Raw genomic sequence first — 18,959 nt, 5'->3', positions numbered from 1 at the left:
TTCCCGGGAGGATGGGCAGATGCCAGCGATCGCGGTCGTCGGAACGCAGTGGGGCGACGAAGGCAAAGGCAAGGTCACCGACCTGCTCGGCGCCGACATGGACTACGTCGTGCGCTATCAGGGCGGCAACAACGCCGGGCACACCGTCGTGACGCCCGACGGCACGAAGTACGCCATCCACCTCGTCCCGGTCGGCATCCTCACCCCGGGGGTCGTCCCCGTCATCGCCGGCGGCGTCGTGGTGGACCCCAAGTTCCTCATCTCCGAGCTCGATGAGCTCAGCGCCGGCGGTGTCGACGTCTCGAACCTGAAGCTCTCGGCGGACGCCCACCTCATCATGCCCCACCACCGGGCCCTCGACCGCGTCGTCGAGCGCTACCTGGGCTCCTCGCGGATCGGCACCACCGGCCGCGGCATCGGCCCGACCTACGCGGACAAGGTGGCGCGCATGGGCATCCGCGTCCAGGACCTGCTCGACCCGGGCATCCTCACCGAGAAGCTCGAGGCGATCCTGCGCGAGAAGAACCAGATCCTGGTGAAGGTCTACAACCGCAAGGCGATCGACCCGGCGGCCGTGGCCGAGGAGTACCTGGGCTACGCCGAGCGGCTCAAGCCCTACATCGCCGACACGAGGCTGCTGCTCAACCAGGCCCTCGAAGCCGGCAAGAACGTGCTCCTCGAAGGCGCGCAGGCCACCATGCTCGACGTCGACCACGGCACCTACCCGTTCGTGACGTCCTCGAACCCCACCACCGGCGGCGCGTGCGTCGGCACCGGCATCGCGCCCAACAAGATCACCACCGCCATCGGCATCATCAAGGCCTACACCACCCGCGTCGGCTCGGGGCCCTTCCCCACCGAGCTGCACGACGAGCACGGCGAGTTCCTGCTCAAACGGGGCGGCGAGTACGGCGTCACCACCGGCAGGCGGCGCCGCTGCGGCTGGTTCGACGCGGTCCTGGGCCGCTACGCGGTGCGCGTCAACGGGATCACCGACCTGTTCGTCACCAAGCTCGACGTGCTCTCCGAGCTCAAGCGGGTGCCGATCTGCGTGGGCTACGAGATCGACGGCGAGGTCGTGCGCGACATGCCGATGACGCAGACGGACGTCCACCACGCCAAGCCGGTCTACGAGTACCACGACGGCTGGTGGGAGGACGTCTCCGAGTGCCGCAAGTTCGAGGAGCTGCCCGCCACCGCGCAGTCCTACATCGAGCGGCTCGAGGAGCTGTGCGGCGCGAGGGTCAGCGTCATCGGCGTCGGCCCCGGCCGAGACGAGAACATCATCCGCCACCCGCTGATCTGATCGGACTCGCGATGGGGGCGCGGGCGAAGCCCGCGCCCCCATCGGCATGCACGGGAACGCCTCCCGGCGCGAGACGACGATGTGAAGTCAGTTACGAACAGTGTGCGACACGCGACGGCACGCCGCCGAAATACACGAGTGCTCACACTCCCGTCGATACCTTCACGCGCATGGCGAATGTCCCCCATGAAGCGCTCCACCACATATTCCGCGAAGAACCGGCCCTGTTCTCCAAGGCCATGAGCCACATCCTCCAGGAGGAATTCCCCGAAGTGCGCGGCGTCGCCGTGCTCAACAGCGACCTCACCGAGATCAAGCCGCTGGCGCGGTACGCCGACACGGTGCTCAAAGTGGATACCGACGAGGGCGCCGAGATCATCGTCATCGAGCCGCAGACGGGAACCTCGAAGAAGAAGCTCCGAAGCTGGGCCTACTACATCGCCTACCTGGAGAACAAGTACGAACTGCCGGTGAGCCTGATGGTGGTCACGCCCTGCGCGAAGACCGCCGACTGGGCGAGGAGGCCCATCATCCTGGGCCCGAAGCGGAGACCCTCGCTGCGAGTGCTGCCGCTCGTACTGGGGCCGGACAACACGCCGTTCATCACCGATCCCGAGACCGCCGCCGAGGACATCGTGCTCGCGGTGTTCGCGGCCCTGACCCACCGACTCGACCCCGACATCGAGAAGGCCCTGAATCCGCTCGCCATCGCCTTGGGCGGGCTGGACGAGACCACCGCGCGATTCTTCGCCGAGTTCACCTCCGTGGGTCTCGGCGATGGTTGCGCCTATACCGCGTGGAAGAGGATAATCATGACCATGACCTACCCGTACGCCTCCAGGCTCCGCGACGACTTCAAAGCCGAGGGCCTCGAAGAAGGCCGTGAAGAAGGCCGTGAAGAAGGCCGTGAAGAAGGCCGCATCAAGGGTCGCGCCGAGATAGTGATCATGTTGCTCGACGCGCGGGGCGTCGAATACACCGATGCCGACCGCAAACGCATCATGGGTTGCACGAACCTGGACACACTCGCCTACTGGGCGGTGCGCGCCGCGTCAGTGGAGCGCATCGAGGAGCTGTTCGAGTTCTGAGCGCCACCGGCCTTCGGGCCGCATTCGCGACCGGCCCGGCCTCCGCCGGGCCGGTTCGGCGTCTCAGAGGCGGTCGACGACCTGGACGTGGCCGGGGGCGAAGGAGGTCAGGCTCGCGAGGAGCTGCTGCGCGTCGGGCTTGAAGTCGCCGCAGCGCACGGCCAGGTCGAAGCCGGCCACGAGGCCCTCGGTGGCGCGGGTGGCCTCGCGCAGCACCGAGCGGTCGATGAAGCCGGGCCGGTCCGAGCCGCCGCGCCCGAGGTACACGTCGGTCGCCAGCAGGAGGTACGAGTGGCCCCTGCGGCCCGATCCGACGGTGATCGCGGCCAGCTCCTCGACGTTGCTCCAGGGAATGAGCAGGACCTTCCCGTAGCCGGGGCGCACGCGCAGCCCGAAGTGGTTGACGTGCAGCTGCGGCGGCCGGATGAGCGGCATCAGGAAGAAGACCGCCCCCACCCCGGCCATGACGCCGAAGAAGCCCGGCAGGGCCACCACCGGGTTCGCCTCGCCGGAGTCGAGCGTGTCGGGCTCGGTGTGGACGAGCCACACGAGCGCGCCCACGACGGCGGCGCACACGGTGGCGTAGAGGACGAGTGAGGAGATCCGGCGGGTGGGGGAGCTGCGTTCGACGACGGTCCATTCCGAGCTTCTGCGCACCGGTTCACCTCCCCCGACAACTGTATCCAGCATCGGCGAGCGGGGCGGCCGTGGGCGGTGGGGCGGCCGGTCCCGCTGCGGTTCCTGAGACGGCAATCACCGTTGAAGGCGCAGATCAATTGGGGTGAACCGGCGCAAAAGGACGGACATTTCAGGCGCCCCCGAGAAATCCGGGTCCCGCCTCCGGCCGCCGCCTCCGTACACTGGGATCAACCCGGTGTCCGCTTCGTCCTCCCGATCCGGCGAAGCCCCCGAGCCGCGCCGAGCGGTTCCGGACACCGAACTGTCAGCCGGCACCGCCGGATCAGCTAGTCCACTTATGGGGGGTTCTCGTGCCGGCGATCCCGGATGAAGGCCTACGCGCGACCCTGGCCACGATGGCTCCCGGAACGGCGCTGCGCGACGGACTGGAGAGGATCCTGCGCGGCCGCACCGGCGCGCTCGTCATCGTCGGCTGCGACGACGAGGTCGAGGCGATGTGCACCGGCGGCTTCGAGCTCGACGTCGAGTTCTCTGCGACCCGGCTGCGCGAATTGTGCAAAATGGACGGCGCGGTGGTGCTGACCACCGACGGCTCCCGCATCGTGCGCGCGGGCGTCCACCTCATGCCCGACCCCTCGATCTTCTCGGCCGAGTCGGGCACCCGCCACCGCACCGCCGAGCGCGTCGCGAAGCAGACGGGCCTGCCGGTCATCTCCGTGAGCCAGTCGATGCACACCATCGGCCTGTACATGGGCTCGGTGCACCACCTCCTGGAGCCGTCGACGAAGATCCTCTCCCGCGCCAACCAGGCCCTGGCGACACTGGAGCGGTACAAGCAGCGCCTCGACGAGGTCGCCGGGAACCTGTCGAGCCTGGAGATCGAGGACCTCGTCACCGTCCGCGACGCCGTCACCGTCCTCCAGCGGCTCGAGATGGCCCGCCACATCGCCGACGAGGTCGAAGGGCACGTCATCGAGCTCGGCACCGACGGGCGCCTCCTCGCGCTCCAACTGGACGAGCTCATGGCGGGCGTCGACACCGACCGGGAGCTGGTCGTGCGCGACTACCTCCCCGAGGGCGCCGACTTCCCCAAGGCGCTGCGCACCGTCGACGAGATGAGCTCCGCCGAGCTCCTCGACCTGGCCGCGGTGGCGCGCGCGCTCGGCTACCCGGCCGCCGCGGACGTCCTCGACCGGCGGGTGAGCCCGCGCGGGTACCGGATGCTCGCGAAGGTGCCGCGCCTGCCCGAGCCCGTGGTCGAACGCGTCGTCTCCCGCTTCCGCTCCCTGCCCGAGCTGCTCGGCGTGTCGGTGGAGGACCTCCAGGGCGTCGACGGCATCGGACCGGGGCGGGCGCAGAACATCCGCGAGAGCCTCACCCGCCTGGCCGAGGTCTCGATCCTCGACCGGTACATCTAAGTGAGCGTCAGCGTCGTCGGCTGCGAGACGGCCTCGCCGAACCTCGCCCGCATCTCGTAGTCCCCCGCGGGCAGCTCCCTGCGGTCCCCCGCGCAGCCGGGCTCCGAGGCGAGGCCGTCGAGCTCGAACTCCACCGTCTGGCCCGCGCCCTCGGCCAGCTCCACCTCCCGCGGCTCCGCCTCCAGGCAGTGCGCGGTGGAGTAGACGACGTCCGCTCCGGCGGCGAGCTCGACCGCGACCTGGCCGAGGTCGGCCGCGCACGTCTGGGCCGCGGTGCTGGCGACCAGGACGCTCACCGGCACCGGCGAGCCGGACCGGACCTCGTCGAACGCGGCCACGATCTGGAGCATCAACTCGTCCTCGGCGCACGCCGGGACCGTCGGCGACGGCGAGGCGCTGCTCGGCTCGGCACTGGGCGTCGGCGACACCTGGGGGCGGTTGAGGGTGCTGGACGAGGACGGGGCGACCCACTCCTGCGGTTCGGCCTGGCCCTCGGCGGTGGCGCCCCCGCTGTCCGAGCCGAGCGCCTTGAGACCGAACACGACGACCAGGATCAAGACGACCGCCGCGCCCGCCACGATCGCCCGGCGCTGCCAGTACACCGACGCCGGCTCCGAGCCCTTCACGAACTTCCCCTGGAAACGATGCACGTCGGGACGCTAGCGCACCCTGGAGTCGGAACCGGGGAACTACACGCGGACAATGGGCGTCATGCTCGCACCCGACCACCTCGCCGAGCGGCTCCTGCCCTGGTTCGACGCGCAGGGCCGCACCGAGCTGCCGTGGCGGCGCCCCGGCACGACCGCCTGGGGCGTCCTCGTCTCCGAGGTCATGAGCCAGCAGACGCAGGTCGCGCGCGCCGCCCCGGTGTGGGAGGCGTGGATGGAACGCTGGCCGACCCCCGCCGACCTGGCCGAGGCGCCCACCTCCGAGGTGCTGCGCGCCTGGGGCCGCATGGGCTACCCGAGGCGGGCGCTGCGGCTCCAGGAGTGCGCCCGCATCCTCGCCGAGGAGCACGGCGGCGTCGTCCCCTCGGACCCGGTCGAGCTCGAGAAGCTGCCGGGAATCGGCGTCTACACCGCCGCGGCGGTGGCCGTCTTCCACTACGGGCGGCGCCATCCGGTGGTCGACACGAACGTCCGCCGGGTCGTCGCGCGCCTGGGCGGCGAGGCCGACGCCGGGACGGCCACCACCAAGGCCGATCTGGCCGCCGCCGAGGCCCTGCTCCCGGCCGAGGCGGAGACGGCCGCCCGAGTCTCGGTGGCGCTGATGGAACTGGGGGCGCTGGTGTGCACGGCCCGCAAGGCCGAATGCGGCTCGTGCCCGGTCAGCGACGTGTGCGGCTTCTCGGGCCGGGAGGTCCCGGCCGGTCCCAGCCGCAAGCGCCAGCGGTACCAGGGGACGAACCGGCACGTGCGGGGCGAGATCATGGCGGTGCTGCGGGAGGCCGACGGGCCGGTCGGCAGGGACCGGATCGACGCGGTCTGGCCCGATCGGCGCATGGTCGACGAGGCCGTCGCCCAGCTCGTCGCCGACGGGCTCGTGGGCACCGACGAGGAAGGGCGATTCGAACTGCCGACTTGATGACATCGGGCGTTCTCCCTGATAACCTCAGAATTGAGAGAACTTCACGATGCTCGGTTGGTGCCGATTCACCTGAATCGGCGGCTCTGGGTCCAACTCCGCTTCTCGCACAAGCGGGGCGCCGGGCGGGCCGTCAGGCCCGTGCTCACCGCCGGTGCCAGAGCCGGTACACCGGCCGCCCAGGCCGCCCCCGCGCGGCCGGCCAGGAACACGACGACGCGGCTCGCGCCATCACAACGTCGCGTCGACCGCGGACCGGTCGCCTGAAAGCGACCAGGGCGGCTGCGGACACCGCAGGACAGGGTGTCCGCGACCGGGCAACGACGATGCCGCCGAGGTACCGCGCGCTCAGACCCCGGCGGCACCGTCACGTTTCCCCAGGCCAACGTTTTCCAATGCTCCGTGCCGCCCGCTCCCGGCCCGCCGGCACGAAAAAACGCCGCCGGAATCCGGCGGCGGTCGGGATTTGCGGGCCCTGAGGGAGGGCCCGCGCTTTCCAATCGTTCGGGCGGCCGGCAGGGTGGCCCGGCCCTCCCGCTACTCGCCGGGCTCGCGCTGCCCGGGGATGTCGCCGTTGATCAGGGCACGGATCTCCGACTCGCGGTAGCGGCGGTGGCCGCCGAGGGTGCGGATGGCCGAGATCTTCCCCGCCTTGGCCCAACGGGTGACGGTCTTGGGGTCCACACGGAACATCGCGGCGACCTCAGAAGGCGTGAGCAGGGCCTCTGTTTCCACCGGAAGGTTCAGGTCTGTCGTCATAGTTAGTCTCCTCCACAGACGGGCTTGGAATCACCGGCTGCCGCAGCCTGGATTCGTTCTTCTCCAATCGTCCGTGCTGTCGTAGATGTCCGACATAGTCCGAACGGCCGATTTTGACTGGACTTTCCGCGCGGGCCACTCATACGAGTGATCACTCCATTAGAGAATCCAGAGCTCGGAGGGCCCGCCCCTCACTGTGGACGGCTAGTTGAGGCGTTCACCGAGACGACGATCACGCCAGCGGTCCACTAGGCGCGCATAGCATTCCTGCGCCGCCTCCGGCTCGTTCGCGCCGAGCCGGTCCAGGGCCTCCCACGTGAGGTCGACCGAGTCCTCCCGGCGCAGCTCCTCGTAGTCCATGCGCGTGACCAGGCCGCCGTAGTCCAGCTCCACGACCGAGTCGTGGTGGAAGCCCTCGAGCCACTCGACGGTCTCCCCGATGGCCGCGCCGAAGTCGGCCTCCTCGCCGAACTCGGCGCGGATGAGGTTGCGCGCCACGACCAGCTGCGTGCGGGCCTTGGCCATCGGCGTGCGGTAGCGCAGCCACGTCGCCCGCGGGTGGATGACCAGCTGCCGGTCCCCCGGCCGGACGCAGGCGAACCAGCGCAGCGGCACCGACCAGGACGCCACCTGCTCGTGGGCGTCCGCGGGCGCCTCGTGCCGGTCGGTGAGGTCGTCGTGGGCCACGACCTCGGCGGCCGAGGCCAGGAAGTCGGGCGGGACGAGCGCCTCGGCGACCGGCTCGGGCGTCAGGCGCCGCAGCTCCAGGGCGGCCTGGGCGATCCGGTAGCGCAGGTTCCACGGGCACACCAGCGCCTCGGCGTCCTCGCCCCGCTGGATGACATAGGCCTCGCGCCCGAAGGAGGGGACACTCCGCCAGGGCCATCCGATGCGCTCGTAGAGTTCTTCCCGGCGCCGTTTCGGGCCCTCGTGGGGCTCGGGCGCGCGACCCGAGGCGGCGTAGGCGCGCCAGTAGTCGGCGTCGGCGAAAGCCCCGGCCGGCTCGTAGACGCGCAGATACGACGCGTTCGGTGCGTACACGAGGCAGATACTTCCACAGACCTAGACTGAAGGCATAGCCATACCCGCGCTATGTCACAACGCCCCGGCCGCGATCCGGCCGACCATAGGCGGCGGCCCTCGGCGACGCTCGCGGAGCCGTGCATCGGCCCCGCCGCCCACAGAACGGAGCAAGCCATGAGCATCTTCGACGTATGCGGCCATGAGGAAGTCGTGTTCTGCCACGATCCCGACTCCGGGCTGCGCGCCATCATCGCGATCCACTCGACCGCGCTCGGCCCCGCCCTCGGCGGCACACGGTTCTACCCCTACGCATCCGAGGAGGCCGCCCTCACCGACGTGCTGCACCTGTCGGAGGGCATGTCCTACAAGAACGCGATCGCCGGGCTCGACCACGGCGGCGGCAAGGCCGTCATCTGGGGGGACCCGGCCACGGCCAAGAGCGAGGCGCTGCTGCGCGCCTACGGCCGCTTCGTCGAGACGCTGAACGGCCGCTACGTGACCGCCTGCGACGTCGGCACCTATGTGGAGGACATGGACACCGTGGCGCGCGAGTCGCGCCATGTCACCGGCCGCTCCCCCGAGGACGGCGGCGCCGGCGACTCCTCGATCCTCACCGCCTTCGGCGTGTTCCAGGCGATGCGGGCCGCCGCGGCCCACCGCTGGGGCGCCGAGGACCTCACCGGCCGCACCGTCGGCGTCGCCGGGCTCGGCAAGGTCGGCCGCCACCTGCTGCCGCATCTGGTCGAGGCGGGCGCCGAGATCGTCGCCACCGACGTCTCCGACGCCGCCCGCGCCTGGGCGGCCGAGCACTTCCCGCAGGTGCGGCTCGTGGCCGACACCGACGAGCTCATCGCCTCCGGGCTGCACGTCTACGCCCCCTGCGCCCTCGGCGGCTCGCTGAACGAGCACTCGCTGAAGCTCCTCGACGCCGAGATCGTCTGCGGCGCCGCCAACAACCAGCTCGCCGATGCCTCCGTCGCCGACGAGCTCGACCGGGCCGGGATCCTGTACTGCCCCGACTACGTGGTCAACTCCGGCGGCGTCATCCAGGTCGCCGAGGAGTACGCCGGGCCGTTCGACTTCAAGCGCGCCGAGCGGCGCACCGCCAGGATCGGCGAGACCACCGCGCGCATCCTCGACCGGGCCAAGGGCGAGGGCGTCACGCCGGTGACCGCCGCCGACGCGATCGCCGAGGAGCGGATGGCCGCGGTCGGCCGGCTCCAGCGCCTGCGCGTCTTCCGCTGACCGCAGTGGCGCACGGTCACGCGGGCCGCTCACATCGTGGTCACTCGTCCCACGATGTGAGCGGTCGTTCGCGCCCCGGCGGCGTCCCTCCCGAAGGGCGATCGGCGGTCCGATCGGTGAGATTCTGTGGCATCCAACTCATGGGCCGGGATGCAGTCGAGCGCCGCAAGGTTGTACCGTAGGAGCCACGAAGAGATTGCAAGCATGCCGGGGCGCCGCATTGGCCGCCCCGATGATTTCTGTGCGAGGGGGTCGAGCCATATGGGGCGCGGCCGAGCTAAGGCAAAGCAGACCAAAGTGGCCCGGAAGCTCAAGTACCATGCTCCGAACACCGACCTGCGCGCGCTCGAGCGCGAGCTCTCGGGCGGTCGTGAGGATGCCGGGGACGTCGAGCCCGACGAGGACCCATACGCCGCTTATGCCGATCGGTACAACCCGGACGACGACGAAGTCCGCGAGGACGACTGGGTACCGCCGGACAAGAAGTTAGCCGATTCGGCGAAGCCCGCGAGCCCACCGGCCGCGGGCCCGGCCCGATCCGGCGCCTGCAATCCACCATCCGACGTCACCCGTCGCCATCACCGCCCTCCGCGCCCGCGCAGGTCTGCCGACCCTTGCGTCGCGAAGCGGCGGGCCCGGGCAGCGATGGCGGCGGACGCAGGCCTTCCAGGCGAGGCGGAGACCAGCGAGACAGCACGACGACGAGGCGGTCGCGACCCGAAGGTCGCGACCGCCTCGTCGTTCGTCGCCGCTACTGCTGCGGGGCCTGGGGCCACTGGTTCTGCTGGGTCTGCTGCGCGCCGGCCTGGCCGGTGGCGTACCCGGCCTGCTGCTGCGCGGCCGCCTGCTGCTGGGCCGCGGCCTGCTGCTGCGCCTTCGCGGCGGCGGCCTCGGCGCTGGAGGGAGCCATGATCGCACCGGCGAGGAACAGGCCGATGGCGCCGAGCAGCAGGATCGCCGCGATCCACGCCGAGGCGTCGGAGCCGCTGTCGCCGTCGGGCAGCGACAGCACGTCGTACAGGAACGACGCCAGGAAGAGCGACACGGCCGCAATCGTCAGCGTCTTCCAAAGCGGACGAAGCCGTTCACCGGCGAAGAGCGTCAACGCGAACATGACGACGGTGGCGACCAGGGCGGTCTGGATGCCCCGGAGGTAGCCGCCGACGCTCTCGCCGAGCACCGTGCCGTCGCTGGTGCCGGCGATGAGCCCCGCCAAGACCAGCGCGCCCAGGCCCGCCAGGCCGAGGATCGCCGGCATCGAGGGGACGCCGAGGCGGTCGAACAACGACGGTCCCTGAGGGGAGTAGCCCGCGTACTGCTGCTGGGCCTGGTACTGCGCCTGCGGGGAGGCGTACTGGGGCGGGTACCCCTGCTGCTGCGGTTGGCCGGAGGTGGGCTGCTGCGGATACCCCGCACCTGATTGCTGTTCACTCATGGCCCCATCATGCCTTGCCGGGGCAAGATCCGCTGCAAGTGGGTGCGATCGGCCTTCATGCGGCCATAGGCGGGCGAGAACCCGTAGGCTTGAACCATGTCGCAACGTCTCCGTCCCGTTTCGCCTATTTGGGTGGCCGGCCGGCCGCAGCACGGCGAGGAGGAATTCTTCGTCACGCACCCCTACGACGACTCGCCGGTCGGCGCCACGTCCTGGGCCACCGCCGGCCAGGTCGAGGCGGCCGTCGCGGCCGCCGCCGGGGTGGCGCCCGAGGCCGCCGCCCTGCCCGCCCACGTCCGCGCCGAGGCGCTCGAGCACGTCCGGCGCCGCCTCGACGAAGAGGCCGAGACGTGCGCCGAGCTCATCACCGCCGAATCCGGCAAGCCGATCGCGTGGGCGAGGGTCGAGGTGCGGCGCGCGGTCTCGACGTTCCGCTGGGCCGCCGAGGAGGCCAGGCGATTCTCCGGGACGCTCCAGCGGCTCGACACCGACGAGTCCGCCGAGGGCCGCATGGCGCTCGTGCGGCGCTTCCCGCGCGGCCCGGTGCTGGGGATCTCGCCGTTCAACTTCCCGCTGAACCTCGTGGCGCACAAGATCGGCCCCGCGATCGCCGCGGGCTGCCCGATCGTGGTCAAGCCGGCGCCGGCGACGCCGCTGTCGGCGCTGCACCTGGGCGCGCTGTTCTCCGAGACCGACCTGCCCCCGGCGATGCTGTCGGTGCTGCCGGTGCCGAACCAGCGGGCCTCGCAGCTGGTCGAGGACCCGCGGCTGCCGGTGGTGTCGTTCACCGGCTCGGGCCCGGTCGGCGCGCAGATCCTGCGGCAGGTCCCGGACAAGCACGTGACGCTCGAGCTGGGCGGCAACGGCGCGGTGCTGGTGGCCTCGGACTACCCGAGGCGGGACTGGGCCGCCGAGCGGATCGCGACCTTCGGGAACTACCAGGCGGGGCAGTCGTGCATCGCCGTGCAGCGGGTCTACATCGAGGCGGGGGCGTTCGCCGACATGGCCGAGCGGATCACCGACCACGTCCGCGCGCTGCCCTCGGGCGACCCGAACGACCCGGCGTGCAAGGTCGGGCCGATGATCAACGCCGAGGCCGCCGCGCGGGTCGAGTCGTGGGTGGCCGACGCGGTCGACGGCGGCGCGAAGGTGCTCTCCGGCGGCTCGCCCCGCTCGGGCGCGAACCTGGAGCCGACGGTGCTCTCGGAGGTCCGCCAGGACGCGCTGGTGCTGCGCGAGGAGGTGTTCGGGCCGGTGCTGGTGCTCCAGAGCGTCGAGAGCTTCGAGACGGGCCTGGCGGCGATCAACGACTCGCGGTACGGGCTCCAGGCCGGGGTGTTCACCGAGCGGCTGCCGCAGATCATGCGGGCGCACCGGGAGCTGGAGGTCGGCGGCGTCGTCATCGGCGACGTGCCCTCGTTCCGGGCCGACCAGATGCCCTACGGCGGCGTCAAGGGGTCCGGAGTGGGCCGCGAGGGCGTCGCGTCCGCCATGGCGGACTACACGACCGAGCGGGTGTTGATCCTGCCCGATACCCTGTGACGTATGAGTCACCCCTCGCATTCGCCTTATACGCCCCACCACCCGTACGCCTCGCCGAGCGGCCCGCCGCGCCGGAACACGGCGCTCATCGGCGGCATCGTCACCGCCTGCACCGCGCTGGTGCTCGGCTCGATCCTGCTGGTGACGTTCGTGGTGAACCAGGACGGTGGCGAAGGCACCGCCACGGAGAGCGAGGGCGCCGATGCGACCTCGGAAGCCGAGGAGGCCGCCGACGAGACGCCCGACGGCGACCCTGAAGAGGTCGCCGTGGCCATTGTGGAGATCATGATGGGGATGAGCGACGAGAGCTCCGAAGGGCTGTTGTGCTCGGAGCCGGGCATGTACCTGGCCGACCCGGAGGCCACGGGGGAGACGGTCGCCGAGACGCTCGGGGAGACGGCCGAGCTGATCGACGACGTCGTCGCCGGCGACACGACCGAGACCGGCGAGGGCGCGACCGTCGAGGTCTCCATGGTCGTGAGCGGCATCGAGACCCCGTTCGGCACGGTCGACCTGGTCGTCGAGGACGGCGAGTGGAAGGCCTGCGACTTCTCCTACTGAGCGACGGGGCGCCTCGGCACTGTTGACACGGCTGTATAGCTTGGCAACATGACCGTTCCTCCGAACTACAGCATGCCGCCCGAGCGCCCGCAGCCCTCGGGCTACGGGTTCCAGCCGCAATACGGAGGTCCGTCGCGCCCGGAGGAGCCCAAGCCCCGCAACTACGCCCTCATCGGCGCCATCGTGGTCGGCTGCACCGTGCTCGCGCTGGGATCGATCCTGCTGCTGACGTTCGTGGCGAACCGCGACGACGGCGACCCGATCGCCGACGACTCCAACACGCCCGCGGAGGAGACCACCAGCCCGGCCGAAGCGACCACCGACCCCGCCGAGGAGACCACCGGCCCGGCCCCGGACGAGAGCGAGATCGGCCAGTGCCTGCCGTACGAGCCGGTGATCGCCGGCGACGGCCTGGAGTTGATGGCCTGCGACGACGCCGAGGCGTTCTGGGAGATCACGAACCAGTCCTACGACGTCGAGGCGACCGTCGACGGCGACGGGAACCTGGAGGACAACCAGGTCGCCTACGAGCTGTGCGGTGAGGACTACGGGACCTCGTACCTCGGCGAGCTGTGGACCAACTGGCACTGGGTGTACTCCTCGGGCACGGTCGACTCGCTGTACTGCATCGTGGCGCTCGGCAACCCCGACTCGGAGGGCCGCTTGCCGTACACGCCGGACACCGGCGACTGCTTCGACGACAGCGACCAGTGGTGGACGGTGCCCTGCGACTCCGAGCTGGCGATCTACGAGGTCGTCGACACGGTCGTGTTCGACGAGCCGCAGGACCTGGACGAGGAGGAGGCGCTCGAAGAGGCCACCTGCGGCGGCGAGTACTACTGGGAGATCACCGACACCGAGGGGCTGACGACCGCGATCATCTGCGGCAACGAGCTGTGAGGCGGGACCGCGCCGACGATTCGGCCGGTTCCACCGCCTCGGACGAGGATTGCTCATAGTCTGAGGCCATGGCTCAGCCTCCGAACTACGGCGGTCCTCCCTCGGGCCCCGACCCGCAGCAGCCGTACGGCCCCGGTCCCGGCCAGCCGCCGGAAGGCCAGGGCCCGCCGCAGTACCCTCCGCCGGGGCCCGGACCGGGGCAGCCGCCTCCGGGAGGCGTCCCACCGCCGTACCCGCCCCCGGGCGGAGGGCCCGGCTATCCGGGCGGCCCTCCCGGCCCTCCCGGGCCGGGCGGACCGGGCGGGCCGCCCGGCGGCTCTCCGTACCAGTACGGGCCGCCGCCGCGCAGGCGCCGCAAGGGACTCATCGTGGGCCTCGCCGTCGCCGGCGCGGTCGTGCTCATCGCCGCGATCGTCCTGCTCGTCCTGTACCTGCGGGACGACGAGTCGGAACCGGGCACCATAGAGGACACGACTCCCGAGGAGACCACCGAATCGCCCACGGCGGACGAGGAGACCACCGAGTCGCCGTCGATCGAGGACGCGGTGGGGCTCTGCCTGCCGTACGAACCGCAGATCTCGGGCTACTCCTTCGACCTCTCGACGCCGTGCGACGGCGAGGAGGCCTTCTGGGAGGTCACCGCGGCCAGCGACGACGTCGGCGCGTCCGTCGACGGCGAGGGCGTGCTCGCCGACGTCCAGGCCGCCTACGACGTGTGCGGCGAGGACTACGGCGGATTCCAGCTCGGAGAGCCGTGGAAGGACTGGTACTTCACCTACGACGAGTCGACCTCGAACGTCGAGGAGCTGTACTGCGTCGAGGCCCTCGGCAACCCGGACGCGGAGGGCCGCATGCCGGTCACGCCGGACACCGGCGACTGCTTCGACGACAGCGACACCTGGTGGAGCGTGCCGTGCGACTCCGAGCTGGCGCTGTACGAGGTGGTCGACACCGTCACCGTGGACCCGCCGGTGGAGATGAGCAACGAGGAGGCGAACGAGCAGTCCGCGCCGTGCTCGGGCGGCGAGTTCTTCTGGCAGATCATGAACGTCGAGGGGCTCACCAGCGCGATCCTGTGCGGCGACGAGCTCTGAGCGTGCCTGCGGAACGGCCCGCGCCGCGTCCTGGCCGGTGCGGACCGTCGAAGCGAGGCGCCGCGCGGCGCCTCGGGATCAGCCGAAGCGGCCGGTGATGTAGTCCTCGGTGCGCGAGTCCGACGGGTTGGAGAACAGCCGCTGCGTGTCGTCGAACTCGACGAGGAAGCCGTAGCGCTCGCCGGCGGAGTCCACGTCGGCCGAGTAGAACGCCGTCGAGTCCGAGACGCGGGCGGCCTGCTGCATGTTGTGGGTGACGATGACGATCGTGTAGTCCTCGACGAGCTCGTTCATGAGCTCCTCGATGCGCGCCGTCGCGATCGGGTCGAGCGCCGAGCACGGCTCGTCCATGAGCAGCACCTCGGGCTCCACCGCGATCGCCCGCGCGATGCACAGTCGCTGCTGCTGGCCCCCCGAGAGCGCCAGGGCGCTCTTCTTGAGGTTGTCCTTGACCTCGTCCCACAGCGCGGCCCTCCGCAGGGCCCGCTCGACGCGGTCGGCCAGGCCGTCGGTCATGCCGTTGATCCGCAGACCGTAGGCGACGTTGTCGTAGATCGACTTGGGGAACGGGTTGGCCTTCTGGAAGACCATGCCGATGTGGCGCCTGACCGCGATCGGATCCACGCCGGAGCCGTAGATGTCCTTGCCGTGGTAGGTGATCTCACCGGTGACCTTGGCGCCGGGGATGAGGTCGTTCATGCGGTTGATCGAGCGCAGCACCGTGGACTTGCCGCAGCCGGAGGGCCCGATCATCGCGGTGATGCGGTTGCGCTCCACGGGCAGCGAGACGTCGCGCACCGCGTGGACCTTGCCGTAGTGGATGTCGACGCCGCTGAGCCGGATCACGGTCTCGGTCTCGGTCCGCGCCTGCGGGCCGCCGGAGGTCTTGGTCTCGAGCTGGACCGGTTCGGTTCGCCGCTCGGTCTCGTTCACTGGCACGCAAACTCCAATCACCGTTTTTCAACCGCCGTTAACGTGTCCTGTACTCATGGAACGCCATACAGGTGCACGCCGGTGGACGCACGGATGAACTGAAGGTGAACGGTGCCGAGTTCGCGGACCAGGTGTGGTCAGGCATGCTCCGGCGGCAGGAGCTCGTCGTTCGGATAGCCGCCGAGCAGGTCGTCGGAGGCGGTGAGCGCGAACTGCTCGGCGAGGGGCACGGTGGCCAGGTCGACCGAGGCGCTCACGTCGCCGTCCTCGGCGAGCTCCATGAGCATCCCGCGGACGACCTGCGCGGGCACGCCCGCGTCGTCGCCGAGGGAGAGGAGGTCGACGGGGACGGTGACGGTGGCGGCGCCGCCGGGCAGCAGGAAGCGGCCCTCGTCGTCGAACTCGTACTCGACGCCGCCGACGCGCCTGATGGCGATGGCGGTGAGCTCCTCGAGGTCGCCGCGCTGGTCGGCGGCCTCCTCGATGGCCTCGAGCTTGCCGAAGGCGAGCACGTCGAAGGGGTTGATGTACAGCTGCGGGGCCACGAACAGCTGGCCTTCGCGGGTCTCGCCGCGGTAGAGGCCGAGCGCGAGGAGGAACTCGAGCAGGTCGCGCACGGTGTGCGGGACCGGCAGGCCGGTGCGCTCGCAGTGGGTGGTGAACGTGGCGATGCGCTCGCTCCGCTCGGCGGTGGCCCGGTCGTACTCCTCGCGGGCCTCCTTCTCGATGACTTCGGGGGAGGCGCCGTAGTGGTGCTCGCGGGCCTCGGCGATCCACTCGTCGACGTCGCCCGGATCGCACCAGACCGGCTCGTTCCACAGATCGTCCTCGGGGAAGACCTCGGCCCACCAGTTCGCGGGGAACGGGTTCAGCGAGGGGACCGTCCGGAACAGTTCGATGCTGCACGGCATGAGCCTGATCCAGGCGGGGTGCATCGGGGCTTGGACGGGGCCGGACTCGTCGCCGCCGAAGGGCCTTTCGAAAGCTTCCACCCATCGACGGTAGCAGCGCGAACCGACAGCGCCGCGGGGCTCGTCCACAGGATGGTTCCGCCTGTAGCGGAATCGGACGGCGGGAAGGGGGAGCCGCCTCAGCGGTCTGTTGTCGGTGTTGCTCAGTGCCCGTTGAGTGCCCTTTGCGCCGAGGCGGCTCGCCGCTCGTGATGCACCGGTGCGCGCGGGGCGACGCCCCGTTCGCGGGGTGGTGCACCGCTCGCGTGCTGCTGACGTTACTCTGATCGATTTCGCCGAATATCGACCGAACGGCCGCTATCGGCTATCCGTTCGACTGAATACCGGACAGGTCCGGTTCGAAGTCCGCGAGCGTGCCCGCGTACCGCGGCGCGAGGTACTCGACGGTCCTGACCTGCTGCGCCAACAGCTGCCCCACCTCCACGATCTGGTCGGCGGGGTTGAGGACGAGCCAGTGCTCGTACGCTGCGTAGTGTTCCCGGGCGTCGGCCTCGGCGGTCACGGGTTTCCTCCCTTGGGCGAGCGATGTGCTCTGGTCAAGCTAATGCGCGCGGCTCTCGCGCGGTCCGGCGACACGCCGCGCCGGTGCGAATCAGTGCGAACCGGCCGAAAATCCGCATCGTTCAGGAGCGGAGGATCAGCCGGAGCGCCTCGGCGCCGTCGGCGCTCACCTCGACGGGGACGCCCCAGTCCTGGCGGGTGAGGTGGCAGGCGGGGTGCTCGGCCTCGGCGTCGCAGGTGGCGGCCTGGGCGACGACCTGGAGGACGCCGCGGTCGACGCCCTCGGCGAGGACGACCTCGCGGACGAGCTCCTCGCCGCTCCCGGCCCCGGAGGCGAGCAGCTGGGGCGGGTCGGCCGAGACCGTCACCTTGATCGGCGAGCCGAAGCTGTAGTCGAGCTTCTGGCCCGCGGCGGGCTCGAACAGGACTTCGAGGCGGAGCTCGCCTGGGGCGACGGCGGTGCGCTTGCGGGTGACGCGGTGGCGCTCGCCGTCGACGGCGGCCTCGGCGAGCTCGGGGGCGACGAGGCGGTGCGCGGCCGACTCGACCACGACGGGCCTGCCGCCGGAGACGATGACGTCGCTCGGCTCGGCCAGGCCGCTCGCGAGCGTGGCGAGCTCGCCGGTGGCGGGGTCGTAGCCTCGCACGGCGCCGTTGTAGGTGTCGGCGACGGCGATGCGGCCGTCGGGCAGGACGCCGACGCCGAGCGGGTGCTGCATGAGCGCCTCGGCGGCGGGGCCGTCGACGTGCCCGAAGTCGAACAGTCCCTGGCCGACGGCGGTGTGCATCTCGCCGTGCTCGACGTAGCGCAGCGCGGAGGTCTCGGCGTCGACGATCCAGAGGCGGTCGCCGTCGGCGGCCAGCCCGGAGGGCTGGGCCATCCACACCTCGGCGAGCGGCCCGTCCTTGAGGCTCTCGACGGTGGTGCCCGCCCAGACGCCGGCGGTGCCCGCGACCGGGTCGAAGGACCAGAGCTGGTGGATCCCGGCCATGGCGACGACGACGCGGCCGTCGAACCAGGCGAGGTCCCACGGCGAGGAGAGGTCGACCTCCCCGGCGGCGGTGGCACCGGTGTCGGAGCGCCACTGCCTGCCGGTCCCGGCGACGGTGGTGACCGCGCCGTCGGACAGGCGCAGGCCCCGCAGGAGGTGGTTCACGGTGTCGGCGACGACGACGTCGTAGCCGACGCGTTCGGCGACATCGGCGGGCAGCAGCGCGAGGCCCTGCGGCTCGTTGAACCGCGGCTCGGCCCCGTCGGCGCGGCCCCGCTCGCCGGTGCCGACGACGGCCCGGACCGTGGTCAGGTCGGCGTCCAGGCGCACGAGGCGGTGCCGGGCCGAGTCGCTCACCAGGACGTCTCCGCCGGGCAGGGCGAGGGCCTTGCCGGGGAAGCGGAGCGCGGTCTCGGCTGGCGGGTCGGCGACGTAGAGGGTGCCTTCGGGGCGGAGGGTGCCCTTCGCGGTGTGGGTCCGCACCAGCTCGCCGATGATCGCGTCGAGGGCCTCGAGGTGGCCTTCGCCGGCCATGGTGGAGACGACGTAGCCCTCGGGGTCGATGACGACGAGGGTGGGCCAGGCGCGGGCGGCGTAGGCGTCCCAGGTCTTCAGCCCGGGGTCGTCGAGGACGGGGTGGGCGACGCCGTAGCGTTCGACGGCGGCGGCCAGGGCCTTCGCGTCCCGCTCGTGCTCGAACTTCGGGGAGTGGACGCCGACGATGACGAGCGCGTCGCCGTACTTCTCCTCCAGCGGGCGCAGCTCGTCGAGGACGTGCAGGCAGTTGACGCAGCAGAACGTCCAGAAGTCGAGGACCGCCACCCGGCCCCGGAGCTCGGCGAGCGTCAGCTCCCTGCCGCCGGTGTTCAACCATGAGCGCCCTTGCAGCCGCGCGGCCCGGACACGCGAGTCAGTCATACCGCCAAGACTGCCACCCGGGCCGCCGAACGGCCCCTGATCCGGCCGAG

The 18,959-nt window shown here is 71.0% G+C and carries 18 protein-coding genes and 1 pseudogene; 10 read left to right on the top strand and 9 right to left on the bottom strand.

Translation table 11 applies throughout. From position 1 onward, the window contains the following. Positions 1-19 precede the first annotated feature (19 nt). Positions 20-1,306 carry an adenylosuccinate synthase gene (locus YWW_RS0120280; protein WP_026931537.1) on the top strand — a complete coding sequence of 429 codons (1,287 nt, stop codon included), beginning with the start codon at positions 20-22 and terminating at the stop codon, positions 1,304-1,306. Between the two features lie 170 nt (positions 1,307-1,476). Then, the gene (locus YWW_RS0120275; RefSeq protein ID WP_026931536.1) at positions 1,477-2,394 is read left to right on the top strand and encodes a hypothetical protein; all 918 of its coding nucleotides are present in this window, start codon (positions 1,477-1,479) and stop codon (positions 2,392-2,394) included. 63 nt (positions 2,395-2,457) lie between these two features. Here the strand turns inward: YWW_RS0120275 and YWW_RS0120270 are convergent, their stop codons facing one another. Further along, positions 2,458-3,051, bottom strand: coding sequence for a hypothetical protein (locus YWW_RS0120270; RefSeq protein ID WP_026931535.1), 594 nt, complete (start codon positions 3,049-3,051; stop codon positions 2,458-2,460). A gap of 377 nt (positions 3,052-3,428) precedes the next feature. Here YWW_RS0120270 and disA point away from each other — a divergent pair, with 377 nt between their 5' ends. Then, positions 3,429-4,451 (top strand): DNA integrity scanning diadenylate cyclase DisA, encoded by a 1,023-nt coding sequence (gene disA / locus YWW_RS0120265; protein ID WP_211228634.1) that lies wholly within the window; start codon positions 3,429-3,431, stop codon positions 4,449-4,451. Here the strand turns inward: disA and YWW_RS0120260 are convergent. Beyond that, positions 4,448-5,101 carry a hypothetical protein gene (locus tag YWW_RS0120260; protein WP_035697662.1) on the bottom strand — a complete coding sequence of 218 codons (654 nt, stop codon included), beginning with the start codon at positions 5,099-5,101 and terminating at the stop codon, positions 4,448-4,450. The two genes, disA and YWW_RS0120260, sit on opposite strands and share 4 nt — an antisense overlap. A gap of 61 nt (positions 5,102-5,162) precedes the next feature. Between YWW_RS0120260 and YWW_RS0120255 the strand changes: the two genes are divergently transcribed. Beyond that, positions 5,163-6,035 carry an HhH-GPD family protein gene (locus YWW_RS0120255; protein WP_051326110.1) on the top strand — a complete coding sequence of 291 codons (873 nt, stop codon included), beginning with the start codon at positions 5,163-5,165 and terminating at the stop codon, positions 6,033-6,035. Between the two features lie 537 nt (positions 6,036-6,572). Here the strand turns inward: YWW_RS0120255 and YWW_RS0120250 are convergent. Together YWW_RS0120250 and YWW_RS0120245 are read right to left on the bottom strand one after the other, a co-directional pair. Continuing rightward, a complete protein-coding gene (locus tag YWW_RS0120250) occupies positions 6,573-6,794 on the bottom strand; it encodes a BldC family transcriptional regulator (RefSeq protein ID WP_026931531.1) in 222 nt (73 codons plus the stop codon). A gap of 204 nt (positions 6,795-6,998) precedes the next feature. After that, positions 6,999-7,835: a DUF8083 family protein gene (locus tag YWW_RS0120245; RefSeq protein WP_035697661.1), complete on the bottom strand. Its 837-nt coding sequence runs from the start codon at positions 7,833-7,835 to the stop codon at positions 6,999-7,001. A gap of 156 nt (positions 7,836-7,991) precedes the next feature. Here YWW_RS0120245 and YWW_RS0120240 point away from each other — a divergent pair, with 156 nt between their 5' ends. Continuing rightward, positions 7,992-9,062, top strand: a complete 1,071-nt coding sequence (locus YWW_RS0120240) for a Glu/Leu/Phe/Val dehydrogenase dimerization domain-containing protein (RefSeq protein ID WP_026931529.1) — start codon at positions 7,992-7,994, stop codon at positions 9,060-9,062. A gap of 261 nt (positions 9,063-9,323) precedes the next feature. Beyond that, positions 9,324-9,545 (top strand): annotated as a pseudogene (locus YWW_RS37520) (DUF3073 domain-containing protein); the annotation flags it as partial. Positions 9,546-9,813: 268 nt separating this feature from the next. Here YWW_RS37520 and YWW_RS37515 read toward each other — a convergent pair. Further along, positions 9,814-10,497 carry a hypothetical protein gene (locus tag YWW_RS37515; RefSeq protein WP_026931528.1) on the bottom strand — a complete coding sequence of 228 codons (684 nt, stop codon included), beginning with the start codon at positions 10,495-10,497 and terminating at the stop codon, positions 9,814-9,816. 96 nt (positions 10,498-10,593) lie between these two features. Here YWW_RS37515 and YWW_RS0120225 point away from each other — a divergent pair, with 96 nt between their 5' ends. The 4 genes from YWW_RS0120225 to YWW_RS0120210 all read left to right on the top strand — a co-directional run bounded on the left by YWW_RS0120225 (position 10,594) and on the right by YWW_RS0120210 (position 14,594). Next, positions 10,594-12,039 carry an aldehyde dehydrogenase family protein gene (locus YWW_RS0120225; RefSeq protein WP_026931527.1) on the top strand — a complete coding sequence of 482 codons (1,446 nt, stop codon included), beginning with the start codon at positions 10,594-10,596 and terminating at the stop codon, positions 12,037-12,039. Positions 12,040-12,042: 3 nt separating this feature from the next. Then, a complete protein-coding gene (locus tag YWW_RS0120220) occupies positions 12,043-12,600 on the top strand; it encodes a nuclear transport factor 2 family protein (RefSeq protein WP_026931526.1) in 558 nt (185 codons plus the stop codon). A 48-nt stretch (positions 12,601-12,648) separates the two neighbouring features. Then, positions 12,649-13,500 (top strand): hypothetical protein, encoded by an 852-nt coding sequence (locus tag YWW_RS0120215; RefSeq protein ID WP_155830294.1) that lies wholly within the window; start codon positions 12,649-12,651, stop codon positions 13,498-13,500. Between the two features lie 68 nt (positions 13,501-13,568). Beyond that, a complete protein-coding gene (locus tag YWW_RS0120210) occupies positions 13,569-14,594 on the top strand; it encodes a hypothetical protein (protein ID WP_155830293.1) in 1,026 nt (341 codons plus the stop codon). Between the two features lie 78 nt (positions 14,595-14,672). Here YWW_RS0120210 and pstB read toward each other — a convergent pair whose 3' ends face one another. The 4 genes from pstB to YWW_RS0120190 form a co-directional block, all read right to left on the bottom strand. Next, positions 14,673-15,533, bottom strand: coding sequence for a phosphate ABC transporter ATP-binding protein PstB (gene pstB, locus YWW_RS0120205; RefSeq protein WP_051326096.1), 861 nt, complete (start codon positions 15,531-15,533; stop codon positions 14,673-14,675). A 131-nt stretch (positions 15,534-15,664) separates the two neighbouring features. After that, positions 15,665-16,519, bottom strand: coding sequence for a DUF6042 family protein (locus YWW_RS0120200; RefSeq protein WP_026931522.1), 855 nt, complete (start codon positions 16,517-16,519; stop codon positions 15,665-15,667). A 283-nt stretch (positions 16,520-16,802) separates the two neighbouring features. Beyond that, positions 16,803-17,000, bottom strand: a complete 198-nt coding sequence (locus YWW_RS0120195; protein WP_026931521.1) for a hypothetical protein — start codon at positions 16,998-17,000, stop codon at positions 16,803-16,805. 121 nt (positions 17,001-17,121) lie between these two features. Next, the gene (locus YWW_RS0120190; protein ID WP_026931520.1) at positions 17,122-18,909 is read right to left on the bottom strand and encodes an NHL domain-containing thioredoxin family protein; all 1,788 of its coding nucleotides are present in this window, start codon (positions 18,907-18,909) and stop codon (positions 17,122-17,124) included. Between the last annotated feature and the right edge of the window lie 50 nt (positions 18,910-18,959).

The organism is Glycomyces tenuis DSM 44171 (genome assembly GCF_000427885.1).
GTDB lineage: Bacteria > Actinomycetota > Actinomycetes > Mycobacteriales > Micromonosporaceae > Glycomyces > Glycomyces tenuis.
Note: the sequence above shows the minus strand (reverse complement) of the source record. Positions and strands in the feature narration are given on the sequence as shown.